Here is a 24540-nt window from a genome sequence, read left to right as displayed (position 1 = left end):
TCCCTTCCCGAACTCAGAAGTGAAACCTCTTAGCGCTGATGGTAGTGTGGGGTTACCCATGTGAGAGTAAGTCATCGCCAGCTCATTATTCGAAAATCCCCCTCCGCATTAGCAGAGGGGGATTTTTTTATGCGTGGAATTTTAGATAAGATATTTAACATATCTATATCTCAAAGTTGATCAGATTCTTCTGAGACAGAGAATTCCTGTTAATTTGTTTGACCTATTGGGATCTCTGTAAAACTAGCGCTATAAGAGTTTACAAGCTGATCTTATAAACCTTACAAAATAAAAAACCAGCGATTCGCTGGTTTTTTATTGCAGACTATTTTAGCCAAACACGCGCATTACGGCTGCGATTAATACCCAAAGAATGACAATCGCCACGATGGGTTCAACAATTTTTGCCCATGTTGGGGTATTGATAACAATGACTTCTTCGACATCTTGATGCTGTTGATTCTGGCTTACCATTTGATTAAACTCCTTCATTGATGCTTCCAATGATAGCTCTTCTTGCACAATTGGTTTAGAGCCTTTGAGTTCTGTTAGCTTGTTTGTTGTCCAAACCCAATCATCTGCTTGACCAGATAAATGTTCAATTTGCCCGGTCAGTAATTCCTGGATGCTATGGATATTATGATTGCCGGTATCATGCAGTTGTTTTAATTCGATAAGTTGTAAATGAAAAATTTCTGAAGTACTGTGCTCAAGCTGAGCTCGATCCAAGGTAGATTGATTTTCCGGACTGGTAGCGAGATGACGCACGATTTCCAGGATATATAATTCATCAGGATGATTGATTTCATTATAAATTTTTTGTGGGTTATGACGCCATTCAGTAATAAGTTTTCCTAAAGTTAAGGCATTGATTTCTGATATATATTTTCGTCTTTCTTCTTTTGTATATTCTTTTAGAAGCTCAGGCTTTTGAGTCTCTATCTGTTCAACAAAATATTGTACTAAATCAAAAGCCATTCACTTGCTCCATTATTTTTAATCTAATAGTCTTAAAGTCGGTTTTTTCTTTGGTTGTTCAGTTTGTTCTTCAGTGCTTGATTTTAAAGCATCTTCATCATTTTGTGTATGCTCATATTCACCTGGATCAAAGAATAAACCTTGACCATTTTCACGTGCATAAATACCGAGTACTGCTGCCATAGGCACATAAATATCACGAGAAACGCCACCAAAGCGAGCCGAGAAGCTAATGGCATCATTGCTCATATGCAGCGCATGCACGGCATGTGGCACAATATTCAGAACAATCTGTCCATCTTTAATAAACTGCTCAGGAACCATGGTATTTGGGCGTGTGGCATCCACCAGCAGGTAAGGCGTCATATTGTTATCGCAAACCCACTCATAGATTGCACGTGCCATATAGGGACGGGTAGGGCTAAGGCTGAATTCTTGTTCGGACATGATGTTTCTCTACGGATGCTTGAGTTGCGCTGAATAACGGTTCTTTTCCTGCAATGTCATGGATTTTACAAAGGCAGGACGACTGAAAATTCGTTGGCAATATAAATAAAACAGACGGCATTGCTGCTGTGGTAATTCTACACCCATCTGTTTCAGACGGATAAAAATTGGTGCCAGCATACAATCCAGGATACTAAATTGTTCAGACATAAAATAGGGAAAATGCTGGAAGAGTGGCATCAGTGAAATCAGGATATCCTGTAACTGCTTTTGTGCCTGAGTTCTGGCTTTCTTATCTAGAGTATCAGGATGGCGTAACATGATATCAGCCAGCTTTAACCAGTCATTTTCAAAGCGCCAGATGTATTGTCGTTGCTCTGCGCGGGGCATTGGAGCATCGGCATACAGTTTATTCTGACGATAACGATCATCTACATATTCTGAGATAATCGAAGTATTAAATAATTTAAGTTCATTTTCGATCAGCATCGGCAATTGATTATAAGGATTGAGACTGGCGAGATCCTCATCATCGGCATCCACCAAAATCAGGTTATATTTAATCTGTTTTTCGGTAAGCACATAGCGAATCCAATGGGAACGAAAGTCATCGGCATGACTATAGAGAGTGATTCCTTGAAGAGGCGCGCTTTCGACTGACATAAATCCTGATGAGCTTCTAATGAATAGACTAGGATACTAAAATTCAACCTAAAAAGCACCAAGCATCAAGGATCAATCGGCTTGAGCCGAGGTAGATTATAAGAAAAACAACTGGAGGAAAATAAGATGCTGATCAAGCTTCCTGTCATTTTGCTGTTTATCTGTATTGGGATCGCAAATTATTATTTGATGAAGTCATTCTGGTGTCACGAAGGGGTATGGGGTAAGGATGTACATGAACAATAACAAGAAAAAAGTTCTAAATGACCCACTAACCGCCATAAAAAAACCCTGGAAAATCCAGGGTTTTTTGTCCGATTCGGTAAACGAATTAACGTTTAGAGAACTGAGGACGTTTACGAGCTTTACGTAAACCAAGTTTCTTACGTTCAACTTCACGAGCATCACGAGTAACGAAACCAGCTTGACGAAGAGCAGGTTTTAAAGTTTCGTCAGAAGCGATCAATGCACGAGTAATACCGTGACGGATAGCGCCTGCTTGACCACCAATACCACCACCAGCAACAGTGATGTAAAGGTCATATTTGTCAGTAGCTTCAAGAAGCTCAAGTGGTTGGTTAACAACCATACGAGCAGTTTCACGACCGAAATACTGTTCAAGAGTACGGTTGTTAATTACGAGTTTACCAGTACCAGCTGATAGGAAAACACGTGCAGTTGCGGTCTTACGGCGACCTGTACCATAATTAGTAGCCATGTGCTGTTATCCCTTAGATGTCCAAAACTTGTGGCTGTTGAGCAGCATGTGGATGCTCAGTACCTGCATACACTTTCATTTTCTTGATCATTGCATAACCAAGAGGACCTTTAGGTAACATACCTTTAACAGCTTTTTCTAGAACTGCTTCTGGTTTGTGAGCGATTAACTTTTCAAAGTTAGTCTCACGGATACCACCAGGGAAACCAGTGTGGCGATAGTATTTCTTATCTTGTGACTTTTTACCAGTCACAGTGATTTCTTCAGCATTGATAACAACGATGTAGTCGCCAGTGTCAACGTGAGGAGTATAAGAAGTTTTATGCTTACCGCGTAAACGACGAGCGATTTCAGTCGCAAGGCGACCTAAAGTTTTGCCAGAAGCATCAACAACGTACCAGTCGTGTTGAACTTCAGCTGGCTTAGCGCTGAGAGTTTTCATTAAACCACTACCTATTATAGTTGGTTTGGACTATGGAATCTGTCCAAACTAAAGGAGACGCGATTCTAAACGAATACGTGAAGAATCACAAATGAAAATTAAAATTTCAAGCGCTGTATTTTATCTAATCTCCTTGGTGAAAGAAAGACCTAAGCCTTTATATGCTACAAAAACTGCAACTATATTTGTAACCATAATTTCAATCGTATCAAAATATTGATTTATAAGTACTCTTTGCAATGATCACTACAGCGTAGGCGTGATCGGGTTATAATATTTTTTAGCTTTGCCAAATTGAGAAGATGATGCTGCCTTTATATGTCACCAGTGGGGAACCTGCCGGAATTGGTCCTGATATTTGCCTGAGCCTAGCAGATCGTATTGATGAGCGCTCGATTGTGGTTTTGGCTGATAAGAGGATGCTGCAGCAACGTGCTGAGACACTCAAATTAGCAGTTGAACTGATTGACTATACAGGACAGGATGCTTCTTCAGACAAAGGTCAGCTTTTTGTAGAGCATGTACCCTTGCAGCAAGACGTCGTATTGGGCGAATTGAATCCGAACAATGCTGCTTATGTGCTGGAGCAACTTCGTCGATCCGCAGACTATGCCATGTCAGGAAAAAGTGTCGGCGTCGCGACTGCGCCTGTACAAAAATCTGTAATTAATGAAGCAGGCATTTCTTTTAGTGGTCATACCGAGTATTACCAGGAATTTGCTGGTGTTCCACGTGTAGTCATGATGCTGGCCACCAAAACTTTACGCGTGGCCTTGGCCACTACCCATCTTCCGCTTCGTGCCGTGGCAGATGCGATTACGCCTGAACGCTTGCATCAGGTGATTGATATTCTGATTCACGACCTGAAATCCAAATTCAAGATTGAACAGCCGAATATACTGGTTTGCGGTTTAAATCCGCATGCCGGGGAGGGCGGTTATTTGGGGATGGAAGAAATTGAAGTGATCAATCCGGTACTCGAAAGCTATCGTGCCCAAGGTATCAACATGAGTTTAAGCCTACCTGCTGATACTTTATTTACTCCAGAAAACCTAAAAGATGCTGATGCTGTTCTGGCGATGTATCACGATCAGGGCTTACCTGTGTTAAAATCACAGGGCTTTGGTGAAGCCATTAATATTACCCTCGGCTTACCGTTTATTCGAACTTCTGTTGATCATGGCACAGCACTCTCCCTTGCGGGGACGGGACTTGCGAAAAGTTCCAGCCTGCACGTTGCTGTCGATTTAGCCCTCGATCTGGCGCGCCACTGATTATTGTTCATCACTCACGTTGGAAATGTTTTTATGTATCAAATTAATGCCTTAAACCCAAAAGATGAAGGGCATCAGGCTCGAAAAAGATTTGGTCAAAACTTTTTACATGACCAGCGTGTCATTGCCAAAATTGTACGCTCAGTCAATCCGCGTCCAGGTCAGAACATTCTGGAAATTGGCCCGGGTCTGGCCGCTTTGACTTCACCTTTAATTGGTGAATGTGATGCCTTAACCGTACTTGAGCTGGATCGTGATCTGGCTGCTGGCCTGCCGGGTCGTGTGCCGCATCCGGAACGTTTAACCATTATTGAAGCCGATGCCTTGAGATACGATTATTCTCAGTTGTTCCAGGAAGATCGTCCATTACGTGTGGTCGGTAACTTGCCCTATAATATTTCAACGCCACTGTTATTCCATCTCTTGGAATTTGGTGACAAAGTGCAAGACATGCATTTCATGCTGCAAAAAGAAGTGGTAGACCGCATTACCGCATCACCGAATACCAAAGAATATGGCCGTCTGTCGGTGATGATTCAATATTTCTGTAAACCGACTTTCCTGTTCGAAGTGCCACCTGGATCTTTTAATCCGCCTCCAAAAGTGACCTCAGCGGTATTCCGTTTAGAGCCTTATAAAGTTAAACCGATTGTGGCGAAGAATGAAAAAGCGCTGGCACGTCTGGTATCGCATGTCTTTACCCAGCGTCGTAAAACTCTGCGTAACAGCTTGAAGGGTATGCTGGTCGAAGAAGGTTTTGAAAAAGCGGGTGTTGATCCGATGGCACGTCCAGAAACCCTGACCCTTGAACAGTTTGTTGCACTTTCAGATCAAATGGTGGCATAAATTACGATGAACCGCACTGCTCGATATAATTATGTGATTGGGGATGTTCAAGGCTGTTTTGAGGCTTTGAAAGCTTTACTCAAAGAAATCCAGTTTGATGCAGAACGAGATTTTATCTGGTTTGCCGGAGATTTGGTTGCACGTGGTGAAAACTCAATTGCAGCATTGCGGTTTATCAAAAAGCTGGCTGAGCAAGGTGCGGCTGCGACGGTCTTGGGAAATCATGATTTGACTTTGCTGGCTTATGCCCGCGGCATCAAACCGGTGAAAGAAAAAGACAATGTCCGTGATGTGATTGATGCGATCGACAGTGATGACTTGATTGAATGGCTGCGCAAACAGCCAATGTGTCTATTTCCAAATGAGCAGACTGTTCTGACGCATGCTGGGATCCCGAATATCTGGAGTGCAGAAAAAACTGCTCAATTGGCACAAGAAGTTGAAGCAATCATTGCTCATGATGACCTTGAGGTGCTGGATGATTTCCTGAAAGAAATGTTTGGGAAAGAACCAGCACTCTGGTCGGATCAGCTACAAGGCCATGAACGTATTCGCTGTATCGTGAATTACTTGACCCGTATGCGTTTAACCGATGTAGAGGGACGTCTGGAATACAGCTTTAAAGATGCGCTGGATGATCCAATGCCGGAAGGTTTTAAACCTTGGTTTGAGTTTGAATCACAGGCTGCGAAAAGTCATCAGATCCTGTTTGGTCACTGGGCCGCCTTGAATGGTAAAACCATTTCGAACAAGATTCAGAATGTAGATGGCGGTTGTGTCTGGGGTAATCAACTGATGGCATTCCGCCTAGAAGATCAGCAGATGTTTGCAGTAGATAATCCGGTGATGTAAGTAAAGCTATTAAAAAAGCCACGTGATTACGTGGCTTTTTTAGTTTTAAAATTTAGTCTGCTCGAATCCAGGTCTGGTTACGGCCTAGAACTGAAACGCCAATGCTGGCACGTAAGGTTAAACGTTTACCGGTATTGTTTAAACGCATTTTTGCATCATAAATTTTACCTGCCAATGGGTCGATAATACGACCTTTGTCATAGTTCTTGGTGCCTTCAACCAGTTTTAGGCCTTTTAAAATGGTCATGCCTAAAATAGGCTGATTGGTATAAGGTGCAGGGCAGTTATTGCATTTTTCACGTGGATTATAATCTGGGCGAGGCGTGATTTTTACAATTTTGCCTGAATAGGTATTATTTGCTTCTTTGCTAATAACGATAATCGCTTTAGCCGCTCCCGTTTTATCATCAATTTGTTGCCAGGTCCCGGTAATATCGTCTGCCCAAAGATTGGTCATACATCCTGCTGTAAGCGCGGCAAGTAATATTTTTTTAAACATAGAGAGTCATTCCAAAGAATTTTTATCATCGCCCGCTCATGTTAGAAATCTTACTAAAATAGTCAACACTTATCTGCATACTATAGAGTTGATACACTAAAAAAAAGCTGCCAATTTGGCAGCTTTTTTGAATAATGAGAATTAGGTATTAATCTTGGCGAATCCAGGTCTGGCTACGGCCTAAAGCGGACACACCCACATAACCACGCAAGGTTAAACGTTTACCATTGGCATTTAGACGCACTCGAGCGTCATAAACTTTACCTGCCAATGGATCAATCACTTTACCTTTTTCATAATTGTTGGTGCCTTCCACATGTTTTAAGCCAGTCAATACATCCATGCCCATGATCGGCTGATTGGTATAAGGCGCGGGACATTTATTGCAGGTCTTTTGTGGAGTATAGCCTAGACGTGGAGTCACTTTGATAATTTTTCCAGCAAAAGTTCCATTATCATTTTGACGAATTTCAATAATTGCTTTTGGTGAGCCGGTTTTATCATCAATTTGCTGCCAGATGCCAGTCAGATCCTGTGCATAAGCAGTTCCAGTCATCAGTGCAGCGATGAACATTAATCCTAATTTAGTTTGTTTCATTATATTTATCCCTTTTTTATAGATGAATAAAATATCCCCAACACAAAAGTGCTGTTTTTATTAATCCTGGCGAATCCAGGTTTGTGTGCGACCAATTGCAGATATCCCGATATATCCACGTAAAGTCAGTCGTTTCCCATTAGCAGAAATCCGCCCTTTTAAATCATAAATTTTGCCGGTGAGTGGATCGAGTACCCGGCCATGTGCATAGTTATTTTTGGTGGTGGGTTTCAGTCCTCTAATAACGTCTAATCCCAAAATCGGTTTATCGGTATAAGGTGATGGACATTTGACACATTTTTCTCGTGGTGTATAACCTGGGCGAGGTGTGACTTTAGTAATCGTTCCGGTATAGGAGCCATCAGCCTGCGTTTTCATTTCAATCAATGCTTTAGGTGAGCCGGTTTTATCATCAATCTGTTGCCAGAGACCAGATAACTCCTGAGCAAAGGCCATAGAGCCTGTGAATAAAGAAGCTGAAAAAACAGTTAAAATTGCGATTTTATACATGCGATATCCTTATCCTTATTTTTTTATGAACATTCACCTAATTCCATGTGGTGAATGTTGACGCAAACTACGTTAATGCACTTTCATAATCTATATTGCATAAAAAAAGCATATGTTTAATATTCATACAACTTAATGCATTAAAATGCAAGCTTCTATCTACTAAAGCATAACCCCGTCACATTTTATTTAATAAAGCAGGAATTAATCCTGCTTAATCCAGGTTTGACTACGGCCTAGTGCTGAAACGCCGATATAGCCGCGTAGGATCAGACGTTTCCCATTAGCACTTAATTTTGCTTTGGTGTTATAAAGATTCCCTGATAATGGATCAAGCAGCTTGCCTTGAGCAAAACTGTTATTGCCGACGTGCTTTAAGCCAGTGAGCACATCCAGGCCGAGAATAGGTTTATTGGTATAAGGTGCAGGACAGGACACACAGTTTTCTTTCGGGGTATATCCAGGACGCGGGGTGATTTTTGTGATCTTGGCAGCATAGACGCCGGAAGCCGTCTCACGAATTTCGAGGAATGCTTTAGGTGAACCAGTTTTGTCGTCAATATTTCTCCATGTCCCTGAAAGGTCAGAGGCCAAAGCCAGATGGCTGAAAGAGGCTAAAAGTAAAGTTGAAAAGAATTGAACCTTTTTCATATATCTGTTCCTAGTTGAGATTAGTGTTCTTACTCTATAGTAAGAACGATTACCCTATAAAACAAATGAATAATTTGATTCACTAGTCACATTTTTTGCAAATAAAGTATAAAAGTTGGCAACCAGATCGCGGTGAAGACCGCATTTACCGCCATGCCAAAAGCAGCATAACGACCTGCAACACTGCCGCGCTGCCAGGCCTGAGCTGTACCAATGGCATGTGCAGCCAGTCCTAAAGCCAATCCGGAGGCACGTTCATCATTGATATGTCTCAGAATAAATGGAGAAAAAGCTGCACCAATCACACCAGAAAGAATCACGATCAGAATGACCATGCTGATGGGTGCATCCAGCAGGGTGGCAATATTAATCGCAATTGGAGTAGTCACGGCACGGGTAGCAAACGCCATAATGTCTGCAGAGGACATATGCAGCAGATAAGCCAGTCCCATCGGCAAGGCGACAGCACTAATACTGGCAAAAACTAAAATGCCGATAATGGCCTTGAGCGGCAGGTCATCATAGCGCATCGCGGCCAGAGGGATAGCCAATGCGACGGTCACATAGCCGAGTAAATGGTTGAAGAGAGGATTAACTTCATCCATGTAATTTTCATAGGGAATGCCCAGCACAAATAAAATCGCCAGTACAAAGAACATGCTGAACACGATGACGGGAATTTGCGGTATGAACCGGTTACAGGGTTTGGCAATCAGATAGGCGCTGAGCGTAACCGCAAAGCCATACAAAATAGATAACATGCGGAACTCCTATAACCAGCGCTTGGCCATTTTGGCGTAAATCCATAAAGGAATCAGGGTGCTGAAAAACATGATGAACAGAAAGGCCGGAATTTTCTGGCCCATATGTACCAGCATCATTAGTGCACCTGCACTGACAGGCAGGAAAGCAAAGGCGCTTTCCTTCATCAGTTTGTTATTGGTATCCACAAGGCGGGCGGGGAGTTTGCCAAAGTAGCGCCAGGTAAACAGCGCAATTAAAAGACTCAATAACCCGACCAGATTGCCTAATTCAGGATGATTCAGTTGGGTCATTAACCAGACCGAAGCTTCCCGAAAGACAATAATAAGTAACAGGGTGCCGATCCATGCTGGCCAATCTATTCGTTTTATCCAGTTCATTGCTATGATCATTAATATTAATAAGTTTACTTATCAAGTTTTACTCGATCTTTGACTGGATTTCAAACGCTTCCAGTGGACGTTGAAACTGCTGCGCCTGTTTGCCCAAAATTTCGTCTAAAGGTAAATGCGCCTGTTTAATCAATTGTTCCAGTTTTTGTGGTGCAATTCGAATGTGTAGATGCAGCTGGCCTTCATCATCATAATGTTCAGACTGAATCACATTCAAGCTGTACAGCTGGTTGCGCAGCTTGCCATAGGCGGGTTTGAGAATTAAATCGAAGGACTGCAGTTGCCCCATCAAGGACTCATGTACTGCTTTACGCAGCAGGTCGATACCTTCGCCACTATGTGCCGAAACATAGACCCGTTCCGGTTCACCTGGACGTCGATAAATAATTTTGGCTTCTTCACCGCTACAGTCAATTTTATTGTAAACCTGCAAGATCGGCACATCTGCACCAATTTCTTTCAGCACTTTTTCTACAGCTTCAATCTGCTCCAGCATTTCTGGGCTGCTTGAATCAATCACATGCAATAACAGCGTGGCTTCTACGGTTTCCTCCAAAGTTGCTTTAAAGGATTCCACCAGAGAATGTGAAAGGTTACGGACAAAACCTACCGTATCGGCCAGCACCAGATTGCCAATCCCATCCCATTCCAGACGCCGTAAGGTTGGGTCCAAAGTGGCAAACAGCTGATCGGCTGCATAGACATCGCTATTGGCGAGTAAATTAAACAGGGTAGACTTGCCAGCATTGGTATAACCGACTAGAGATACTGTCGGCACAGCCGCTTTTTGACGGGCAACACGGCCTTGCATCCGGGTCTGGCGGACTTTATCAATGCGTGCCTTGAGCTGTCCCATACGGATACGCAGCAAACGGCGGTCTGTTTCAAGCAGGGTTTCACCCGGGCCACGTAAACCAATCCCGCCTTTCTGGCTGTCGAGATTGCCACGACTACGAATTAAACGTGAAGATAAATGTTGCAGCTGTGCCAGTTCGACTTGCAGCTTACCTTCATAGGTACGGGCACGCTGGGCAAAAATATCTAGAATCAGTTCAGTACGATCGACCACACGGCATTTGATCACCTGTTCCAGATTTCGGGCTTGGGCCGGGGTCAGGGCATGGTCAAAAATGACCAGATTGGCCTCCAGTTCTTCAACACGTTCAGCAATTTCTTCTGCCTTGCCGGAGCCGATAAAAAATTTGGCGTCAGGTTTGACCCGCTGAGCATGAATATGTTCCAGAATTTCAGCATCTGCAGACTGTGCCAGCAAACGAAACTCTTCAGCATCAAGGTCATCCAGCATCTGTACGCTGACACTCACCAGAATGACGCGCTCTTTCCCTCGATGTTGTTGTAAATATTCCACTCAGGCCAATCTCCACTTGAAAACTTTAGTGTAGTTGAAAAAGGGCTGTGCAGATACTGAATTAGCGCGGCTTTGGTTTAGAGTACGCTGATAAACAGTTGTGCAAGTGTTACCAGTACCACGGCATAGATGAAAGTGCCGCCCAAAATATATTTGAGCACTTGTAAAGGTTGAGGTGTGTCGTTCGCGGGCTGGGTTTGATCTGGCATGGCTACGATCCTTTTCAATCTAATATTTCGATAGTTTTAGTTTGAATGATTTTTTAATCCAATTAAAATTGAAGATATAGATGTTATTGGTCGATTTTTATTATCAATGCAAGTTGCGAATGAACAGTATAGAATGAGTTTAATTCGTGGATATTCCCTGTATCTCGCTTAGGATTTAATGACGTTTTTATGAATTCAACTGTACAAAACCAGACTCCAGATATCGAAGGCTTGGCCAAGTTTTTTCTGTATAGCCGGAAAATTACCGCCTCATTGGCCACCATCAGTGAGGGGTTTTATTTGGTTTTTCGTCATGGCTTATATAAAAATCCGAATAAACCGACCAATACGCGCTATGTGCAACATTTTTGCCGCCAGTTATGCAAAGTATTCAATATCGAAGTGCAGGTACATGGCGAGATTCCACGTGAACCCGCCTTATGGGTCAGTAATCATGTGTCCTGGCTGGATATTGCCGTTCTGGGTTCCGGAGCGCGCGTATTTTTTCTGGCAAAAGCAGAAATTGAGAACTGGCCGATTTTAGGCAAATTGGCCAAGGGAGGGGGTACCTTATTTATTAAACGTGGTTCAGGAGATTCCGTCAGGATTCGTGAACAAATTACCGGTTTCCTGAAACAGAATATTCCGGTGCTGTTCTTTCCTGAAGCGACGACTTCTGATGGGCGAGCCATCAAAAAAGTGCATGGCCGGATTTTAGGCGCCGCGATTGAAGCGCAGCGTCCTGTACAAATCTGTCTGATTTGTTATGTGAATCAGCAGGGCGAACTGGATATGGTTGCGCCGTTTGTCAATGACATCAGTTTTGCCGCCCATGTCAAAAAAGTACTGGAAATGCCGCAAGTCATTGCACATTTAGTGGCTTTACCTGCAATTGCCACTGAAGGGCATACGGTTGAAAGCCTCACCCGTGTGGTCCAGGAAAAAATGCAGACTGGCCTGGTTGAACTTCAGTCACGGGTATTAAAAAAGCCTCAATAAGAGGCTTTTTTATGGTTTCTGTTCAAAGAATCCAGCTTACATAAAACCTTCAATTGGCAGCCAAGACACCAGTTTAAGGCTAGCTTTCTGATACCATTTCATTTTTGGTTCTTTGGTAAACGTTTGAACGTCACCATTGGCTTTCTTGATTTTCCAGTTAATGTTCTGATTCGCATCCAGCACCAGTTTATAAGCATATTTGCTTAAATTTTTGTCCATGGTGTCGTGTACTGCACGTGCCAAAGACGGACTGTTTAGCAATACGCCAATTTCAGTATTCAAATAGGCTGAACGCGGATCAAAGTTAAAAGAACCAATAAATACCTGTTTTTGATCCAGCGCCATCAGTTTGGCATGCAGGCTAGAACGACTCAGTCCTTTCAAGCTGACTTTGGCTTTTTTCGAAATTTCCTCAGTATTGGCATTTAGGTGATTGGCTTCTGGCGCTGCTAAGAACTCATACAGCTGCACCCCATTTTTCAATAGATCCTGACGATATTTGGCGTAAAAAGCATGCACCACAGCAACGTCGTTGGCCTTAAAAGAGTTGGTCAGGACGCGAACCTTGATATTTTCATTCGCCAGTTTCTTTAAACGGTCTGCACCAATTTTTTCCGGGACAAAATAGGCAGAGACAATATCGACACTTTGTTCAGGTTTTTCCAGGCGCTGTAATAACTGGAAATTCAGGTGTTCTTCGGTTTTGGCCTTGGCTTTGATTTTGCTCGGTGGATCTTTGACTACTTCGGCTTCCACCCAATCCAGCTGAATGTTTTGTTCCAGCCATTGGTCAAAGGCTCTGGAACGATTGGCGAGATCCAGATAATTTTGAGTGGCTGGATCCTGACTATGGGTTTCTAGCTGTTGTTTTAAGCTTGGAAAACGTAAGCCATGATGCCGTGGATTCACCACCTCTTGTACCGGATAGGCATAATCATCATTCCAGTATTCATCGAAGGAATGAATGATTTCATCCGATGCTGCACCGACCAGCATCACATCGACATCAGAGAACTGATAGCTTTCACTGACATTATAATACTGGTTACTCATATTGCGCCCGCCAATCAAGGCAATCTGGTTATCGGCAATAAAGCTTTTATTATGCATGCGGCGGTTAATGCGTTTTAAGTCCAGCACCATGTCCATGGCGCGGTATTTACGGAAGCGATAGGGGTTATACAGTTTGACATCGATATTCTGATGCTGGTTCAAGGCCAGATAAATCCCTTCCATTTTCTTGGCATTATTGTCATCCATCAACAGGCGCACTTTTACGCCTCGATCTGCTGCCTGAATAATCGCATGCAGGGCGAGGGCACCGATCCGGTCGTTATCCCAGATGTAATATTGCAGATCCAGACTGCGTTCCGCTTTATTAATCAGCTGAATCCGAGTAGCCAGTGCTTCAAGCGGATCATACAGCACGCGATAGCCGGTCAGACCGATGTTCTGGTCACGTAAAGGTTCAACAATTTGTGCCAGGCTGGTTTGCGATGTATCCGTTTCAAATGCCATCTGGCTTGGCTGTTCGGTTTGCTTGGGTAAGGTGCTACATGCAGGCAGACCTAGAACCAGGCTACAGCTCAGTAAAATGCCGGCTTTATAGCGATGAGTGCGTATAAAACCTGAGGATTGAAGATGAACTTGATCGCGGGGAGCAGTGGCCATATAAGTCGAAGAATGAAAAATTAGAATTGAGTATAATTGCCAGCTATGAAAAGATAAATATAAAGCCAGTAATCTGCTGCTCGACTGAATAAGGCCAATTTATGTGGGATTCGAATTCCGTACTGTTTTATTTTTATCTGGGAATGGCGATTTTAGCCATCTGGGCTGTGGCTCAGGCATGGTCGAGCCAATCACGTACCGAAACCATTCATCCCTTTAAAGCTTTTGGTCATTTGCTGGCTTTTTATCTTGCATATTTATTAATCCCTTTGGTTTTCTTCAGTATTTATGCTGGGTGGACGGGTTATTATTCGCTGCATGAAGCCATTTTTGTATTTTTGCTCAGTGGGGTTTTGACTTATGCACGCTTTATCGAGCCGCATTTAATTCAAGTGAAAACGACACAATATCAGATCAATGCAGATAAACGTTTAAAGCAGCCGGTGAAAATCGCCCTGATTGCAGATTTACATATCGGTTTGTTTTCGGGTCATGAACGTCAGTTGCGACAAATTGTACACAAATTAAATCATATTCAACCTGATTTGGTGGTGGTCGCCGGCGACTGGACTTATGAGCCAGAAAATAAACTGGCACAGGAACTGGCAGTTTTAAAAGAGATTCACGCTCCCGTTTATTCGGTCAATGGTAATCACGATGAGCAATATCCCGGACCACCGATTCGGGAACTGTTGCACTATGCATTGCAAGTCAATCAGGTTATGGATATTGAAGGTCAAATTGTTGAATTTGATGAATTCCGACTTTTGGGCGTGGGTGATCTCTGGGCTGGTAAAGCCGATATGCGCAGTTTGCCCGACTTGCCTCAGGACAAGCCTTGGGTCATTCTTTCGCATAACCCGGATACGGTCGATATGATTCCGAAACTGCCGACGCGCCCTCTGATGCTGTCTGGACATACCCATGGCGGACAGGTGGAGCTACCTTGGCTAACTAATTACGTCATGAAAAAAGTTTCAATTTTAGGACATAAAAAGGGCATGTACCGTCATGAACATGCAGATGTGTTCGTCACTGTCGGTACCGGCTTGGTCGGTGTGCCTTTCCGTTTCCGGGTGCCGCCTACCATTGATATTATTGAACTGATTTAAATTCAGTCGGCGTTCTGTACCGTGTTAACTGATGATCCAGACCAGAATCAGCAACACCACCGCGATGGCCGCCATCATCCAGATTTTCTTTTCGATTTTTCGGGTTGGCACATTTTCACGTAATTGTTGTGCAGTAATTTCAGCTTCTGTGGATGTGCTTAAACTAGGATGGGTGGGGATTTCCAGTGGCGGTGTCACCAGGTCGATATCACCGGCGTCATCACTAAAGCGTGGACCGGTACTTTCATGCTTCATGACCACGTCATGTTCCCGCACAATTTCATCAATCACTTGCAGTGCCTGAGCTTCATCCAAGGGCGTATTCTCGGTGATATAGCGAACAGCTTCTAATTTTTTATCATCTTCCAGCAAAATAATGATATTGACCAACTGCTCCTGCGATAGGTATTCAATAAGATCCTGCATGGCCTTGCCTCATTTTTTGAATTCAGTTCATTTGATTGTTGAGCAAATTTAACAAGATAAGTAGCCAAGTTTTGTTGTGAAATCATAAAAAAGCCAGCATCGAGTGCTGGCTTTTGAATTGATCTAAAACCTTAGATCTGATTATTTACATCATCATTCTTGGTTTCACGAATCAGTAAAAACGCGACAAGCGACAGGATAGATGCTGCGGTCAGGTAATAACCGACTGCAGACAAACCATAGGCCGTTGCCAGCTTGGTTGCGATTAGCGGTGCAAATGATGCACCGAAGATACCTGCCAAGTTAAAGGTTAATGCAGAACCCGTATAACGTACTGAAGTCGGGAAAATTTCAGACAATACAGTACCGATTGGCCCATAAGTTAAGCCCATGATCGCCAGACCAATACACAAGAACAGGAACACCACCAAGGTGCTGCCAGATTCAAGCATATCTGCAAAGAAGATACCGAAGATCGCAGAAATGACACATACCGCAATCGAAGTGGTCTTACGGCCAAATTTCTCAGCCAATACTGCTGAAAGCGGGATAAATGCAGCAAAACACAGGGTTGCAACTAACTGCAATTGCAGGAATTCTTCACGAGAATAACCGAGTTGTTTGGTTCCCCATTGCAATGCAAATACCGTAGTAAGATAGAACACAACGAATGTACAGATTGCAGCAATCGTACCCAGAACCAGCATACGAGAATGCTTTTTAAACACCTGAACAAAAGGAACGTTCACTTCTTTTTGTTTATCCAGCACTTTCTGGAAAGCAGGGGTTTCATGCAATTTTAGACGAATCCATAAACCGACAATCACCAACAAGGCACTTGAGATAAACGGAATACGCCAGCCCCACGCCATAAAGTCAGCTTCAGACATGAAAGCGCCAAGTGTCAGGAAAGAACCTGTTGCCAGAATAAAGCCAATCGGGGCACCCAGTTGCGGGAACATGCCATACCAGGCACGTTTGCCTTCCGGGGCATTTTCAGTTGCAAGAAGTACAGCACCTGACCATTCACCACCTAGACCCAAGCCCTGACCTAAACGGCACAGTGCAAGTAACAATGGCGCAGCAATTCCGATTTGCGCATAAGTTGGTAACAGGCCAATCGCAACGGTTGAAATCCCCATAGTTAGCAAAGCTGCAACCAAGGTGGCTTTTCGTCCGATCCGGTCACCTAAATGACCAAATAATGCTGCACCAATCGGACGGGCAATAAATGCAATGGCAAAAGTCGCAAGAGACTGAATGGTTGCGGTCATCGGGTCTGTACTGGCAGGGAAGAACAGATACGGAAAAATAATGACAGCAGCGGTGGCATAAATATAAAAATCGAAGAATTCGATTGTGGTGCCTACCAAGCTTGCTGTTAAAACGCGAAATTTTGAATTTTGTGCTGGCTGAGCAGCAGAATTAGACGACGCCATGGAAAACCTTACACTTACTAAAAATAAAAAAACTTAGTTTTAAAAGCGTAATCTTTTTAAAAAAGGCGTAATTTTTTAAAAAAACAACTGCAATCTTCTCGCTTCAACTCGCTCAGGGTCACTGAAATGAAAAAGGAGATGATTAAATCACGTAAAGATAGATAGACAGAAAATGTGATCCTGCGCCTATCAATACAAATATGTGCCAGATAGCGTGGGTATATCTTACTCTTTTTAAAGCGTAAAACAATGCACCCACGGTATAAGCGAGTCCACCAATGATGAGAAAGGTTAAAGATTGAGCACTTAAATATTGCTGCATGTCATCAATCACCAGCAGCGCCAGCCAGCCCATGGCCAGATAAGCCGCCAAAGAAAGTTTCTGGAAACGATGAATGAAAACGAACTTGAAAAGTGTGCCAAGAAGGGCAATCACCCACAGCGCAATCAATAAATACTGGGCTTTGGCGGTCGGAATGGCAATTGACAGGAAAGGGGTATAGGTTCCGGCGATTAAATAATATATCGCAGTATGATCGACTTTTTTATAAAAATAACGGCGGTCTGCTGCAGTGGCCATGTGATAGAGCATAGAAGCAGAAAACAGCAGAATCATGCTCAGTGCATAAACCCACAGTCCAATCCATTGTCCAGTACTTAGGTAAGACCCTTTAATAATCAAAAGAATACCAGCAACAATGGATAGCCCGGCACCTAGGCCATGACTAATATAGTTAATCCGTTCCTCATTTTGATCATAATCTGGAACCAGTGGAGCATTCTGCATGATTGTCATTCTTCTTCAAATATACACTTGTATAGTAATTCAATTTTGCTTTTAGGTTAAGAAGATTTAAACTTGATGCGCAATTCATTTCAGGTTTTATCTATGTCAACGTTGGCAACTCTCTCAGATCAGGAACAGCAATTCTTGGACACCTTTCAGCAAGCTGTTGAAAGGGATCAATTTGATCGCCTGATCTTAAGCCAGTATAAAGGTGAACTGCAGGATTTAGAAAAAATGACCTTGCGAGTCATTACATTAAATGAACAGCGCGTATTGAGCTGCCTGTATCGTTACAAGACGCAGGATGTCACCAAGAATTATCCTTTGGATGAAGCATTATTTCAGGTTACTTCACTGCTGGCGTGTTGCAAACAAGCCAATCTGATCACCGTCGATGAAGAATTACAGCTGAAAAAAAACAAGAAAAAAGCCATGTTAACGCGCAGTAAACATAAAGTAGCGATGAATCAGGCGAAGCCTGCTGAACAAGGTCATGACCGGATTAAACAACGTTTTGTCGATCAGGATAGTATCTTTCTCCAGCATCTCGGGATTACCGATCAAAAAGCGCAAATCATTCCGAGCATGGCGCGCAAATGGAAGCAGATTAATAAGTTTGTGGAAATTTTCTCAGGTGCCTTGGCGCAGATTAAGCCACAAGCCGAAGGCCTGCGCGTGGTGGATTTTGGTTCGGGTAAGGGCTATCTGACCTGTGCTTTATATGACTATATGCAAAAACATGGTCAAACGCCGTATGTCACTGGAGTAGAGCTTAATCCGAAAATGGTTGAGTTCTGTCAGAATGTCGCGCAGCAATCTGGTTTTGATCAACTGGACTTTTTCCAGGGGGATGTGCGTACTTATGCGCCAGAACGTCTGGATGTGATGATTGCCTTGCATGCCTGTGATGTAGCGACAGATTTTGCGATTCATAGTGGCATTCGCCTGAATGCACAGATGATCATGTGTGCGCCATGTTGTCATAAGGAATTGCGTCCACAGTTACAAGCACCGAAAGTCCTGAGTCCGATGTTACAGTTTGGCATTCATGCCGGACAGCAGGCAGAAATGCTGACCGATACCATTCGTGCTTTACTGCTCAAAGCTTATGGCTATGAAACCAAAGTTTTTGAATTTGTGGCGCTAGAACATACCAGTAAAAATAAAATGATTCTGGCGACAAAGCGTAAAGACTATCAACAGCCCGATCAGGAAGTTCTGGTACAAATACAGGCACTAAAAGAGATGTATGGGATCCAGAAACATTCACTGGAATTGTTGCTTAATGACCAGTGGGATCAGAAGGGAATTGGTTCTAAATGCTAAATAGTCCAGAACTTAAAATAGTGTCCGGCAGCTGGAAAGATTTGGCAGTGTATGCCAAAGCGATTCGTGAAGCCGTATTTATTCAAGAACAGCATATTGCAGATGAAGATGAATGGGATGCTGAGGATGCGGTTGCTGTACATTTCATTGTTTTTCAGCAGGATCAGGCGATTGCAACAGCACGCTTATTGTCAAATCACAGTATCGGTCGGGTTGCAGTCCTAACTACAGTACGCGGTTTAGGGGTTGGTCAACGCTTGATGCAGGCCGTGATTGACTATGCGCGTACCGAGCAGCGCGAGTTGGTCAAGCTGTCTTCGCAAGTGCAGGCCATTGGCTTCTATCAAGCGCTGGGATTTGAAGCTCAAGGTGATGAATATCTGGATTGTGGAATTCCGCATATTGATATGTATTTAAAGCTTTAATTTTCAGCCATTCAAATACAAAAAAGCGAGGCATTGACCTCGCTTTTTAGGCATAGACTGAATCTAGCTCAGTGGCCATGCGCTGCATTTGAGCTGTGCTCGGCATTATCCATATTGACATGTTCTTCAGCTGACATATTGTGTTCAGCGGCTGTCGTACCTGGATGAGCATTGGCCGCTTCACGTGCTTCACGATCCGCTTGCGCTTTGGCAATGGCTTCTGGAGACATCGTCGGCGCATTCTTAAAAGCATGCTGCTGGGTAGTCTGTTTATTTTGCTGGCTTGGCATGTAATCTGGTTCATTACTTATCGCGAGCCAAAAAATAAGCATGAATAATCCACCTAAAATACAGAAGATAATAAGTGCTTTCCAACCCCAAGGAGATTTTTCAGGTGAACTGTGATCAGTCATAGGTTTTACCCACGTGGATACCAAACTTATGTAACTTTATAACATAAATTGATCAAAAAGCAGATCAAAATCTGTCATCACATAACTCTGTTCATTGTTTGAAGCAAAGCTGAAAGATAAAAAAAGAGGAAACACGTTCCTCTTTTTTATTTAAGTGGCCACACTATTGAATGGGCTGGGCGTGTGCTGCGCGATCTTTGAGGAGTTGTGGGGCTTTGAAGCGTTCGCCATATTTATTTTCAAGTACTTTGGCACGGGTCACGGCTTTGGCTAAACCATACTGATTCAGGAATTGCACAGCACCGCCCGTCCAGGCGGCAAAGCCAATACCAAAAATAGAACCGACATTGGCATCGACCACAGATTCCAGGACACCTTCTTCCAGACAGCGCACGGTATCTAATGCCTGTACAAACAGGAAGCGGTCAATCATTTCCTGTTCAGAAATATCGTTGTCTTTTTTCCAGTGGCTGAGGCCAGTCCAGAGCTGCTTTTTGGCATCGGCCGGATAATCATAAAAACCTGCGCCTGTAGCCTTACCTTTACGGTTAAATTCGTGAATCATGCTGTGAATCACGTCATCAGCGGGTGATTTAATGATGGTCTGACCTTGTGCTTCTAAAGCTTTGTATCTTTCATTGGCTACATGTTCAGATAATGTTAAGGACACTTCATCCTGAATCGCCAACGGGCCCACTGGCATACCGGCTTTGAGTGCAGCCATTTCAATTCGCGCTGGATGCACACCTTCTGCCAGCAGATGCAAGCCTTCCTGCACAAAGCTACCAAACACGCGGCTGGTAAAGAATCCCCGGCTGTCATTCACCACAATCGGTAATTTGCCAATTTGCTGCACGAAATCGAAAGCTTTGGCCAGCGTTTCTGCCGAGGTGTTTTTACCTTTGATAATTTCCACCAGCTGCATTTTATCGACCGGACTGAAGAAATGCAGGCCGATGAAGTTCTGATCATTTTTTGAAGCCTGGGCTAAATCTGTAATCGGCAGGGTCGAGGTATTAGATGCCATCACGCCGTTGCTGGCAAGATATTGCTCTGCCTCTTGCGTGACTTGAGCCTTGAGCGCGGGATTTTCAAAAACTGCTTCAATGATCAGGTCGCAACCTGCTAGATCTGCATTAGATCCAGTCGTTTGAATCAGGCTTAAAAACTGATCTCGTTTCTCGGCTGTTAAACGCCCTTGAGCGACTTTTTTATCCAGCAGTTTCTGGCTGTAGGCTTTGCCTTTTTCAGCCGCTTCTAATGAAATATCTTTTAGAACGACTGGTATGCCCTTGCTGGCAGTAGCGTAGGCGATCCCAGCACCCATCATGCCTGCGCCCAAAATGCCGACTTTAGTGGCTTTCCACGCTGCAATACCTTGAGGGCGACTGGCGCCGGACTTGATTGCATTCAGACCATGCCAGAAGGTGCCAATCATATTTTTAGAAATTTGACCGATGGTAAGATAAGTAAAGTAACGTGATTCAATGGTCAGGGCTGTATCGACATCGACCTGTGCACCTTCTACCGCAGCTGACATGATTGCTTCAGGTGCAGGGTAGCAGCCTTTGGTCTTATCGCGCAGCATCGCCGGAGCAATTGCCAGCATCTGGGCAACTGCTGGTGTCGAAGGGCTACCACCCGGAATTTTATAGCCTTTTACATCGAAAGGTTGTTGTGACTTTGGATTGGCTTTGATCCAGGCAATGGCTTTTTCTAAGAGTCCATCTGCACTGTCTGCGAGATCGTGAATCAACCCTAAAGATCTGGCTTTGTCGACTCCAAACTGTTTGCCTTCCATCAATAAAGGAAGGGCATTTTGCAGACCGAGCAGGCGGACGCTACGGACGATACCACCGCCACCTGGTAATAAACCCAGTGTGACTTCAGGTAGGCCAAATTTGCTTTTAGGGTCATTCAGGGCAATACGATGATGGGCACACAGGGCAATTTCCCAGCCACCGCCAAGCGCCGTACCATTCAATGCAGCAACGACAGGAATACCGCGAGTTTCGATATAGCGTAGTTTGGCTTTCATCGCTTCAATCATATTGAAGAATTCAGTTGCATGTTCAGGAGTGGCTTGAATCAGTTCATCCAGATCACCGCCAGCAAAAAAAGTTTTTTTCGCTGAACGGAAAATAATCCCGGCAATATCTTCATCTGCTTGTAACTGGGCAACGACTTCATCCAGTGCCGTGCGAAAGTCGGCATTCATGGTATTGGCAGACTGGTTTGGAGAATCAAACGTTAAAATAACAATATTATCTTCATTTTTTTGATATTGAATTGCGCTCATTATTTTTCTCCTTATACCAGTTCAATAATGGTTGCGATGCCCATACCGCCACCCACGCAAAGTGTGGCTAGTCCACGTTTTTTGCCCTGGCGTTCTAATTCGTCCAGTAATGTCCCTAAAATCATGGCACCAGTCGCACCGAGTGGATGTCCCATGGCAATTGCACCGCCGTTGACATTCACCTTGGCAGGATCAACTTTCATTTCATTGATAAAGCGCATCACCACAGCAGCAAAGGCTTCATTGACTTCAAACAGGTCAATATCATCAATTGTTAAACCGGCTTTCGCCAAGGCCTTACGAGCGGCCGGGGCAGGGCCGGTCAGCATAATGGTTGGATCTGCACCGACCAGTGCCGTCGCCAGTACTTTGGCACGTGGCTTCAGACCTTGTTCTTTTACTGCTTGTTCGGATGCGATCAAAACCACCGCTGCACCATCGACAATGCCTGAAGAATTCCCGGCATGATGCACATGGTTGACAGCACCGACTTCAGGATATTTTTGCAGGGCAATTGCATCAAAGCCCATCTGGCCCATGATGGCGAAACTTGGATTGAGTTTGCCCAGGCCTTCTGCGGTTGTTGTCGGTTTGATAAATTCATCTTTGTCCAGAATCACCACACCGGCTTTGTCTTTTACCGGGATAACAGAAGCGTTGAAATAACCATTGGCTTGAGCAGCCGCTGCTTTCTTTTGTGATTGTTCGGCAAATTGATCTACATCAGAACGCGTATAACCGTCAATCGTGGCAATCAAGTCCGCGCCGATGCCTTGCGGAATAAAATCACAGGCCATATTGGTTTCAGGGTCCAGCGCCCAAGGGCCGCCGTCGGAACCCATCGGCACGCGGGACATGGATTCGACGCCGCCTGCCACAACCAGATCTTCCCAGCCAGAGCGGACTTTTTGAGCGGCCAGATTGACCGCTTCCAGACCGGAAGCACAAAAACGGTTGATTTGTATACCGGCCACATCATTGTCCCAGCCGGCAGCAATAGCAGCCGTTTTGGCAATATCGGCACCCTGATCACCAATCGGGGTGACGCAACCGAGCACGATATCATCCACTTTTGAGGTATCAAATTGATGACGAGCCTGAAGTTCGTTGAGTAAGCCAGTCAGTAATGAAATGGGTTTTACTTGATGTAAAGATCCATCTTTTTTGCCTTTTCCGCGTGGCGTACGAATGGCGTCAATAATATATGCCTCGCTCATAGCATGTTCCTTTTATTGATTTAATGAAAATTATTCTAATGATTCGAGTGTAATCCTTAATTTTTGAAGTGCAATGACGAGAACGGGTCAGATCAATTGAGCGATTTAGCCAATTGTAATTATAAAAAAGCCTAAGCTAATGCTTAGGCGGAGAGAACTGATTTTAATTTTTAAATGTTATTTCGCAATATCATTTGATTAATGATAGCCATGCAATTGACGATACAGACCCGGGGTTACACCGGTCCATTTCTTGAAGGCGCGGTGGAAAGTACTAGTTTCACTGAAACCGACTTGTTGTGCAACATCTTCAAGGGTCAGATCCGGATTAAGTAACAGGTGAATTGCTGCATCACGGCGCAAGGCATCTTTTACGCCTTGATAGCTTTTGCCTTCGGCTGCCAGACGGCGGCGCAAGGTTTGCGGTGATAGATAAAGCATCGACGCGACATCGTTTAATGTTGGCATTTCTTCGCCAATCTGGCTCTTCAGCACATCACGAATACGTGAAGTCAGTGAGTTGGTATTTTTGAATTTCACCAGCAGTTGGGCCGGCGCTGCTTTCAAAAATTCTTCCAGAGTTTCTTCATTCTGGCGAATTGGCAAATCCAGATAATCCGCAGCAAAAGTGATCTCGGTGCGTGGCATATCGAACTGCATTACCGGCGCAAAGAATAAGGCATCATATTCATCGGCATGGTCTGGACGAGGGTAGCTAAAATGCACGCGTTCCAGTGGCAGGCGACGCTCAATGAGCCAAGACGCCAAGCCATGCCAGATCATCAGCATGCTTTCAGTAATGAAATGATCCGGATCCATCGCATTTGGAATCAGCGGAACCAGACGTGCTTCGTGTTTGTCGCGTTCCAGGGTCACCGACCAGTCATCACCAAAGAGTTTGTAGAACTGGGAAGACAGTTCCAGTGCATCACCCAGAGTTTTGGCATGAATGATCAGCTGGCACATGATCGCAAACGTACCCAGACGGCGTTGCTGTTTGTCAAAGCCGACATGCTCGTCCTGGGTCACCATCCACAACATTTTAATAAAGCGGGTATATTGTTCAGGCGAAATACGCGCTTTGGGCTGATGCAGCAGCTCTGCTTCAATCCCGACGTGAGACAATAAAGTATCGACATCCATGCCCAGACGTTTAACGCCAGATAAGGCAGCATTGACGAAGTGGATACTGATCGTATCACGACTCATGTTTAAT

The 24540-nt window shown here is 44.1% G+C and carries 28 protein-coding genes and 1 rRNA gene; 8 read left to right on the top strand and 21 right to left on the bottom strand.

All coding sequences use genetic code 11. The annotated features are described in order from the left end of the window. Window positions 1-83: ribosomal RNA gene (gene rrf, locus NI470_RS07890) — 5S ribosomal RNA — on the top strand; the annotation flags it as partial. A 247-nt stretch (window positions 84-330) separates the two neighbouring features. On the opposite strand, the gene NI470_RS07885 is transcribed toward rrf, so the two are convergent. From NI470_RS07885 to rplM, 5 genes are all read right to left on the bottom strand, one after another. Then, entirely contained in the window at window positions 331-978 is a 648-nt protein-coding gene (locus NI470_RS07885; protein WP_004281678.1) for a hypothetical protein, read from the bottom strand. A gap of 18 nt (window positions 979-996) precedes the next feature. Next, complete coding sequence (locus tag NI470_RS07880; protein WP_044111678.1) at window positions 997-1425, bottom strand: ClpXP protease specificity-enhancing factor; 429 nt, start codon at window positions 1423-1425, stop codon at window positions 997-999. 9 nt (window positions 1426-1434) lie between these two features. After that, window positions 1435-2088: a glutathione S-transferase N-terminal domain-containing protein gene (locus NI470_RS07875; protein WP_213687635.1), complete on the bottom strand. Its 654-nt coding sequence runs from the start codon at window positions 2086-2088 to the stop codon at window positions 1435-1437. Between the two features lie 331 nt (window positions 2089-2419). Continuing rightward, complete coding sequence (rpsI, locus tag NI470_RS07870) at window positions 2420-2806, bottom strand: 30S ribosomal protein S9 (RefSeq protein WP_004281681.1); 387 nt, start codon at window positions 2804-2806, stop codon at window positions 2420-2422. A 13-nt stretch (window positions 2807-2819) separates the two neighbouring features. Beyond that, a complete protein-coding gene (gene rplM / locus NI470_RS07865) occupies window positions 2820-3248 on the bottom strand; it encodes a 50S ribosomal protein L13 (RefSeq protein WP_004281682.1) in 429 nt (142 codons plus the stop codon). Between the two features lie 305 nt (window positions 3249-3553). On the opposite strand from rplM, the gene pdxA reads away from it, so the two are divergent. The 3 genes from pdxA to NI470_RS07850 are packed head-to-tail and all read left to right on the top strand — an operon-like array spanning window position 3554 to window position 6220. Beyond that, window positions 3554-4522 carry a 4-hydroxythreonine-4-phosphate dehydrogenase PdxA gene (gene pdxA / locus NI470_RS07860; RefSeq protein ID WP_253148064.1) on the top strand — a complete coding sequence of 323 codons (969 nt, stop codon included), beginning with the start codon at window positions 3554-3556 and terminating at the stop codon, window positions 4520-4522. Window positions 4523-4555: 33 nt separating this feature from the next. Beyond that, entirely contained in the window at window positions 4556-5368 is an 813-nt protein-coding gene (gene rsmA, locus NI470_RS07855) for a 16S rRNA (adenine(1518)-N(6)/adenine(1519)-N(6))-dimethyltransferase RsmA (RefSeq protein ID WP_004645966.1), read from the top strand. A gap of 6 nt (window positions 5369-5374) precedes the next feature. Further along, a complete protein-coding gene (locus NI470_RS07850; RefSeq protein WP_253148065.1) occupies window positions 5375-6220 on the top strand; it encodes a symmetrical bis(5'-nucleosyl)-tetraphosphatase in 846 nt (281 codons plus the stop codon). A 52-nt stretch (window positions 6221-6272) separates the two neighbouring features. On the opposite strand, the gene NI470_RS07845 is transcribed toward NI470_RS07850, so the two are convergent. From NI470_RS07845 to NI470_RS15780, 8 genes are all read right to left on the bottom strand, one after another. Next, the gene (locus tag NI470_RS07845; RefSeq protein WP_004281686.1) at window positions 6273-6719 is read right to left on the bottom strand and encodes a DUF2147 domain-containing protein; all 447 of its coding nucleotides are present in this window, start codon (window positions 6717-6719) and stop codon (window positions 6273-6275) included. A gap of 148 nt (window positions 6720-6867) precedes the next feature. Further along, window positions 6868-7317, bottom strand: a complete 450-nt coding sequence (locus NI470_RS07840; protein WP_253148066.1) for a DUF2147 domain-containing protein — start codon at window positions 7315-7317, stop codon at window positions 6868-6870. Window positions 7318-7377: 60 nt separating this feature from the next. Then, window positions 7378-7827, bottom strand: a complete 450-nt coding sequence (locus tag NI470_RS07835) for a DUF2147 domain-containing protein (protein ID WP_253148067.1) — start codon at window positions 7825-7827, stop codon at window positions 7378-7380. 204 nt (window positions 7828-8031) lie between these two features. Continuing rightward, window positions 8032-8478, bottom strand: coding sequence for a DUF2147 domain-containing protein (locus NI470_RS07830; protein ID WP_005106118.1), 447 nt, complete (start codon window positions 8476-8478; stop codon window positions 8032-8034). 86 nt (window positions 8479-8564) lie between these two features. Next, window positions 8565-9239 carry an LrgB family protein gene (locus NI470_RS07825; RefSeq protein WP_044111685.1) on the bottom strand — a complete coding sequence of 225 codons (675 nt, stop codon included), beginning with the start codon at window positions 9237-9239 and terminating at the stop codon, window positions 8565-8567. Window positions 9240-9248: 9 nt separating this feature from the next. Next, window positions 9249-9620, bottom strand: a complete 372-nt coding sequence (locus tag NI470_RS07820; protein WP_004281691.1) for a hypothetical protein — start codon at window positions 9618-9620, stop codon at window positions 9249-9251. 40 nt (window positions 9621-9660) lie between these two features. After that, entirely contained in the window at window positions 9661-11001 is a 1341-nt protein-coding gene (hflX, locus tag NI470_RS07815) for a ribosome rescue GTPase HflX (protein WP_253148068.1), read from the bottom strand. Between the two features lie 77 nt (window positions 11002-11078). Continuing rightward, window positions 11079-11210, bottom strand: a complete 132-nt coding sequence (locus NI470_RS15780) for a hypothetical protein (RefSeq protein WP_005263660.1) — start codon at window positions 11208-11210, stop codon at window positions 11079-11081. A gap of 189 nt (window positions 11211-11399) precedes the next feature. Between NI470_RS15780 and NI470_RS07810 the strand changes: the two genes are divergently transcribed. Beyond that, complete coding sequence (locus NI470_RS07810) at window positions 11400-12209, top strand: lysophospholipid acyltransferase family protein (RefSeq protein WP_180180537.1); 810 nt, start codon at window positions 11400-11402, stop codon at window positions 12207-12209. 36 nt (window positions 12210-12245) lie between these two features. On the opposite strand, the gene NI470_RS07805 is transcribed toward NI470_RS07810, so the two are convergent. Next, window positions 12246-13880 (bottom strand): phospholipase D family protein, encoded by a 1635-nt coding sequence (locus tag NI470_RS07805; RefSeq protein ID WP_253148069.1) that lies wholly within the window; start codon window positions 13878-13880, stop codon window positions 12246-12248. 101 nt (window positions 13881-13981) lie between these two features. On the opposite strand from NI470_RS07805, the gene NI470_RS07800 reads away from it, so the two are divergent. Then, the gene (locus NI470_RS07800) at window positions 13982-14992 is read left to right on the top strand and encodes a metallophosphoesterase (protein ID WP_004281695.1); all 1011 of its coding nucleotides are present in this window, start codon (window positions 13982-13984) and stop codon (window positions 14990-14992) included. Window positions 14993-15016: 24 nt separating this feature from the next. Here NI470_RS07800 and NI470_RS07795 read toward each other — a convergent pair whose 3' ends face one another. From NI470_RS07795 to trhA, 3 genes are all read right to left on the bottom strand, one after another. Continuing rightward, window positions 15017-15418, bottom strand: a complete 402-nt coding sequence (locus NI470_RS07795) for a hypothetical protein (RefSeq protein ID WP_216986274.1) — start codon at window positions 15416-15418, stop codon at window positions 15017-15019. Window positions 15419-15549: 131 nt separating this feature from the next. Then, on the bottom strand, window positions 15550-16857 hold the full coding sequence (locus NI470_RS07790) for an MFS transporter (protein ID WP_219308548.1): 1308 nt from the start codon (window positions 16855-16857) through the stop codon (window positions 15550-15552). A 142-nt stretch (window positions 16858-16999) separates the two neighbouring features. Continuing rightward, window positions 17000-17644, bottom strand: a complete 645-nt coding sequence (gene trhA, locus NI470_RS07785; RefSeq protein ID WP_168730863.1) for a PAQR family membrane homeostasis protein TrhA — start codon at window positions 17642-17644, stop codon at window positions 17000-17002. Window positions 17645-17746: 102 nt separating this feature from the next. Between trhA and NI470_RS07780 the strand changes: the two genes are divergently transcribed. Continuing rightward, window positions 17747-18970 carry a class I SAM-dependent methyltransferase gene (locus NI470_RS07780; protein ID WP_253148070.1) on the top strand — a complete coding sequence of 408 codons (1224 nt, stop codon included), beginning with the start codon at window positions 17747-17749 and terminating at the stop codon, window positions 18968-18970. Continuing rightward, entirely contained in the window at window positions 18964-19395 is a 432-nt protein-coding gene (locus tag NI470_RS07775) for a GNAT family N-acetyltransferase (RefSeq protein ID WP_253148071.1), read from the top strand. The genes NI470_RS07780 and NI470_RS07775 overlap by 7 nt, the downstream gene beginning before the upstream one ends. Window positions 19396-19463: 68 nt before the next feature. Here NI470_RS07775 and NI470_RS07770 read toward each other — a convergent pair whose 3' ends face one another. From NI470_RS07770 to NI470_RS07755, 4 genes are all read right to left on the bottom strand, one after another. Continuing rightward, a complete protein-coding gene (locus NI470_RS07770) occupies window positions 19464-19808 on the bottom strand; it encodes a hypothetical protein (RefSeq protein WP_253148072.1) in 345 nt (114 codons plus the stop codon). Between the two features lie 163 nt (window positions 19809-19971). Next, on the bottom strand, window positions 19972-22107 hold the full coding sequence (locus NI470_RS07765) for a 3-hydroxyacyl-CoA dehydrogenase NAD-binding domain-containing protein (protein WP_253148073.1): 2136 nt from the start codon (window positions 22105-22107) through the stop codon (window positions 19972-19974). An 11-nt stretch (window positions 22108-22118) separates the two neighbouring features. Further along, entirely contained in the window at window positions 22119-23324 is a 1206-nt protein-coding gene (locus NI470_RS07760) for an acetyl-CoA C-acetyltransferase (RefSeq protein ID WP_253148074.1), read from the bottom strand. 198 nt (window positions 23325-23522) lie between these two features. Beyond that, window positions 23523-24533 (bottom strand): AraC family transcriptional regulator, encoded by a 1011-nt coding sequence (locus tag NI470_RS07755; protein WP_004645946.1) that lies wholly within the window; start codon window positions 24531-24533, stop codon window positions 23523-23525. Window positions 24534-24540: the final 7 nt, after the last annotated feature.

The sequence above is a fragment of the Acinetobacter lwoffii genome, assembly GCF_024129115.1.
Lineage (GTDB): Bacteria > Pseudomonadota > Gammaproteobacteria > Pseudomonadales > Moraxellaceae > Acinetobacter > Acinetobacter lwoffii_T.
The sequence above is the reverse complement of the archived record's forward strand: the minus strand, read 5'-3'. Positions and strand labels throughout refer to the sequence as shown.

Bases quoted from the DNA above. Each gene is read 5' to 3' on its own strand.
- NI470_RS07790 (WP_219308548.1), bottom strand. From the start codon at position 16,857: ATGGCGTCGTCTAATTCTGCTGCTCAGCCAGCACAAAATTCAAAATTT.
- rpsI (WP_004281681.1), bottom strand. From the start codon at position 2,806: ATGGCTACTAATTATGGTACAGGTCGCCGTAAGACCGCAACTGCACGT.
- rsmA (WP_004645966.1), top strand. From the start codon at position 4,556: ATGTATCAAATTAATGCCTTAAACCCAAAAGATGAAGGGCATCAGGCT.
- NI470_RS07845 (WP_004281686.1), bottom strand. From the start codon at position 6,719: ATGTTTAAAAAAATATTACTTGCCGCGCTTACAGCAGGATGTATGACC.
- trhA (WP_168730863.1), bottom strand. From the start codon at position 17,644: ATGCAGAATGCTCCACTGGTTCCAGATTATGATCAAAATGAGGAACGG.
- NI470_RS07850 (WP_253148065.1), top strand. From the start codon at position 5,375: ATGAACCGCACTGCTCGATATAATTATGTGATTGGGGATGTTCAAGGC.
- NI470_RS07875 (WP_213687635.1), bottom strand. From the start codon at position 2,088: ATGTCAGTCGAAAGCGCGCCTCTTCAAGGAATCACTCTCTATAGTCAT.
- NI470_RS07760 (WP_253148074.1), bottom strand. From the start codon at position 23,324: ATGAGCGAGGCATATATTATTGACGCCATTCGTACGCCACGCGGAAAA.
- NI470_RS07810 (WP_180180537.1), top strand. From the start codon at position 11,400: ATGAATTCAACTGTACAAAACCAGACTCCAGATATCGAAGGCTTGGCC.
- NI470_RS07770 (WP_253148072.1), bottom strand. From the start codon at position 19,808: ATGACTGATCACAGTTCACCTGAAAAATCTCCTTGGGGTTGGAAAGCA.
- NI470_RS07820 (WP_004281691.1), bottom strand. From the start codon at position 9,620: ATGAACTGGATAAAACGAATAGATTGGCCAGCATGGATCGGCACCCTG.
- NI470_RS07755 (WP_004645946.1), bottom strand. From the start codon at position 24,533: ATGAGTCGTGATACGATCAGTATCCACTTCGTCAATGCTGCCTTATCT.
- NI470_RS07765 (WP_253148073.1), bottom strand. From the start codon at position 22,107: ATGAGCGCAATTCAATATCAAAAAAATGAAGATAATATTGTTATTTTA.
- rplM (WP_004281682.1), bottom strand. From the start codon at position 3,248: ATGAAAACTCTCAGCGCTAAGCCAGCTGAAGTTCAACACGACTGGTAC.
- NI470_RS07805 (WP_253148069.1), bottom strand. From the start codon at position 13,880: ATGGCCACTGCTCCCCGCGATCAAGTTCATCTTCAATCCTCAGGTTTT.
- NI470_RS15780 (WP_005263660.1), bottom strand. From the start codon at position 11,210: ATGCCAGATCAAACCCAGCCCGCGAACGACACACCTCAACCTTTACAA.
- NI470_RS07885 (WP_004281678.1), bottom strand. From the start codon at position 978: ATGGCTTTTGATTTAGTACAATATTTTGTTGAACAGATAGAGACTCAA.
- NI470_RS07880 (WP_044111678.1), bottom strand. From the start codon at position 1,425: ATGTCCGAACAAGAATTCAGCCTTAGCCCTACCCGTCCCTATATGGCA.
- NI470_RS07840 (WP_253148066.1), bottom strand. From the start codon at position 7,317: ATGAAACAAACTAAATTAGGATTAATGTTCATCGCTGCACTGATGACT.
- pdxA (WP_253148064.1), top strand. From the start codon at position 3,554: ATGCTGCCTTTATATGTCACCAGTGGGGAACCTGCCGGAATTGGTCCT.
- NI470_RS07775 (WP_253148071.1), top strand. From the start codon at position 18,964: ATGCTAAATAGTCCAGAACTTAAAATAGTGTCCGGCAGCTGGAAAGAT.
- NI470_RS07780 (WP_253148070.1), top strand. From the start codon at position 17,747: ATGTCAACGTTGGCAACTCTCTCAGATCAGGAACAGCAATTCTTGGAC.
- NI470_RS07835 (WP_253148067.1), bottom strand. From the start codon at position 7,827: ATGTATAAAATCGCAATTTTAACTGTTTTTTCAGCTTCTTTATTCACA.
- NI470_RS07825 (WP_044111685.1), bottom strand. From the start codon at position 9,239: ATGTTATCTATTTTGTATGGCTTTGCGGTTACGCTCAGCGCCTATCTG.
- NI470_RS07800 (WP_004281695.1), top strand. From the start codon at position 13,982: ATGTGGGATTCGAATTCCGTACTGTTTTATTTTTATCTGGGAATGGCG.
- NI470_RS07795 (WP_216986274.1), bottom strand. From the start codon at position 15,418: ATGCAGGATCTTATTGAATACCTATCGCAGGAGCAGTTGGTCAATATC.
- NI470_RS07830 (WP_005106118.1), bottom strand. From the start codon at position 8,478: ATGAAAAAGGTTCAATTCTTTTCAACTTTACTTTTAGCCTCTTTCAGC.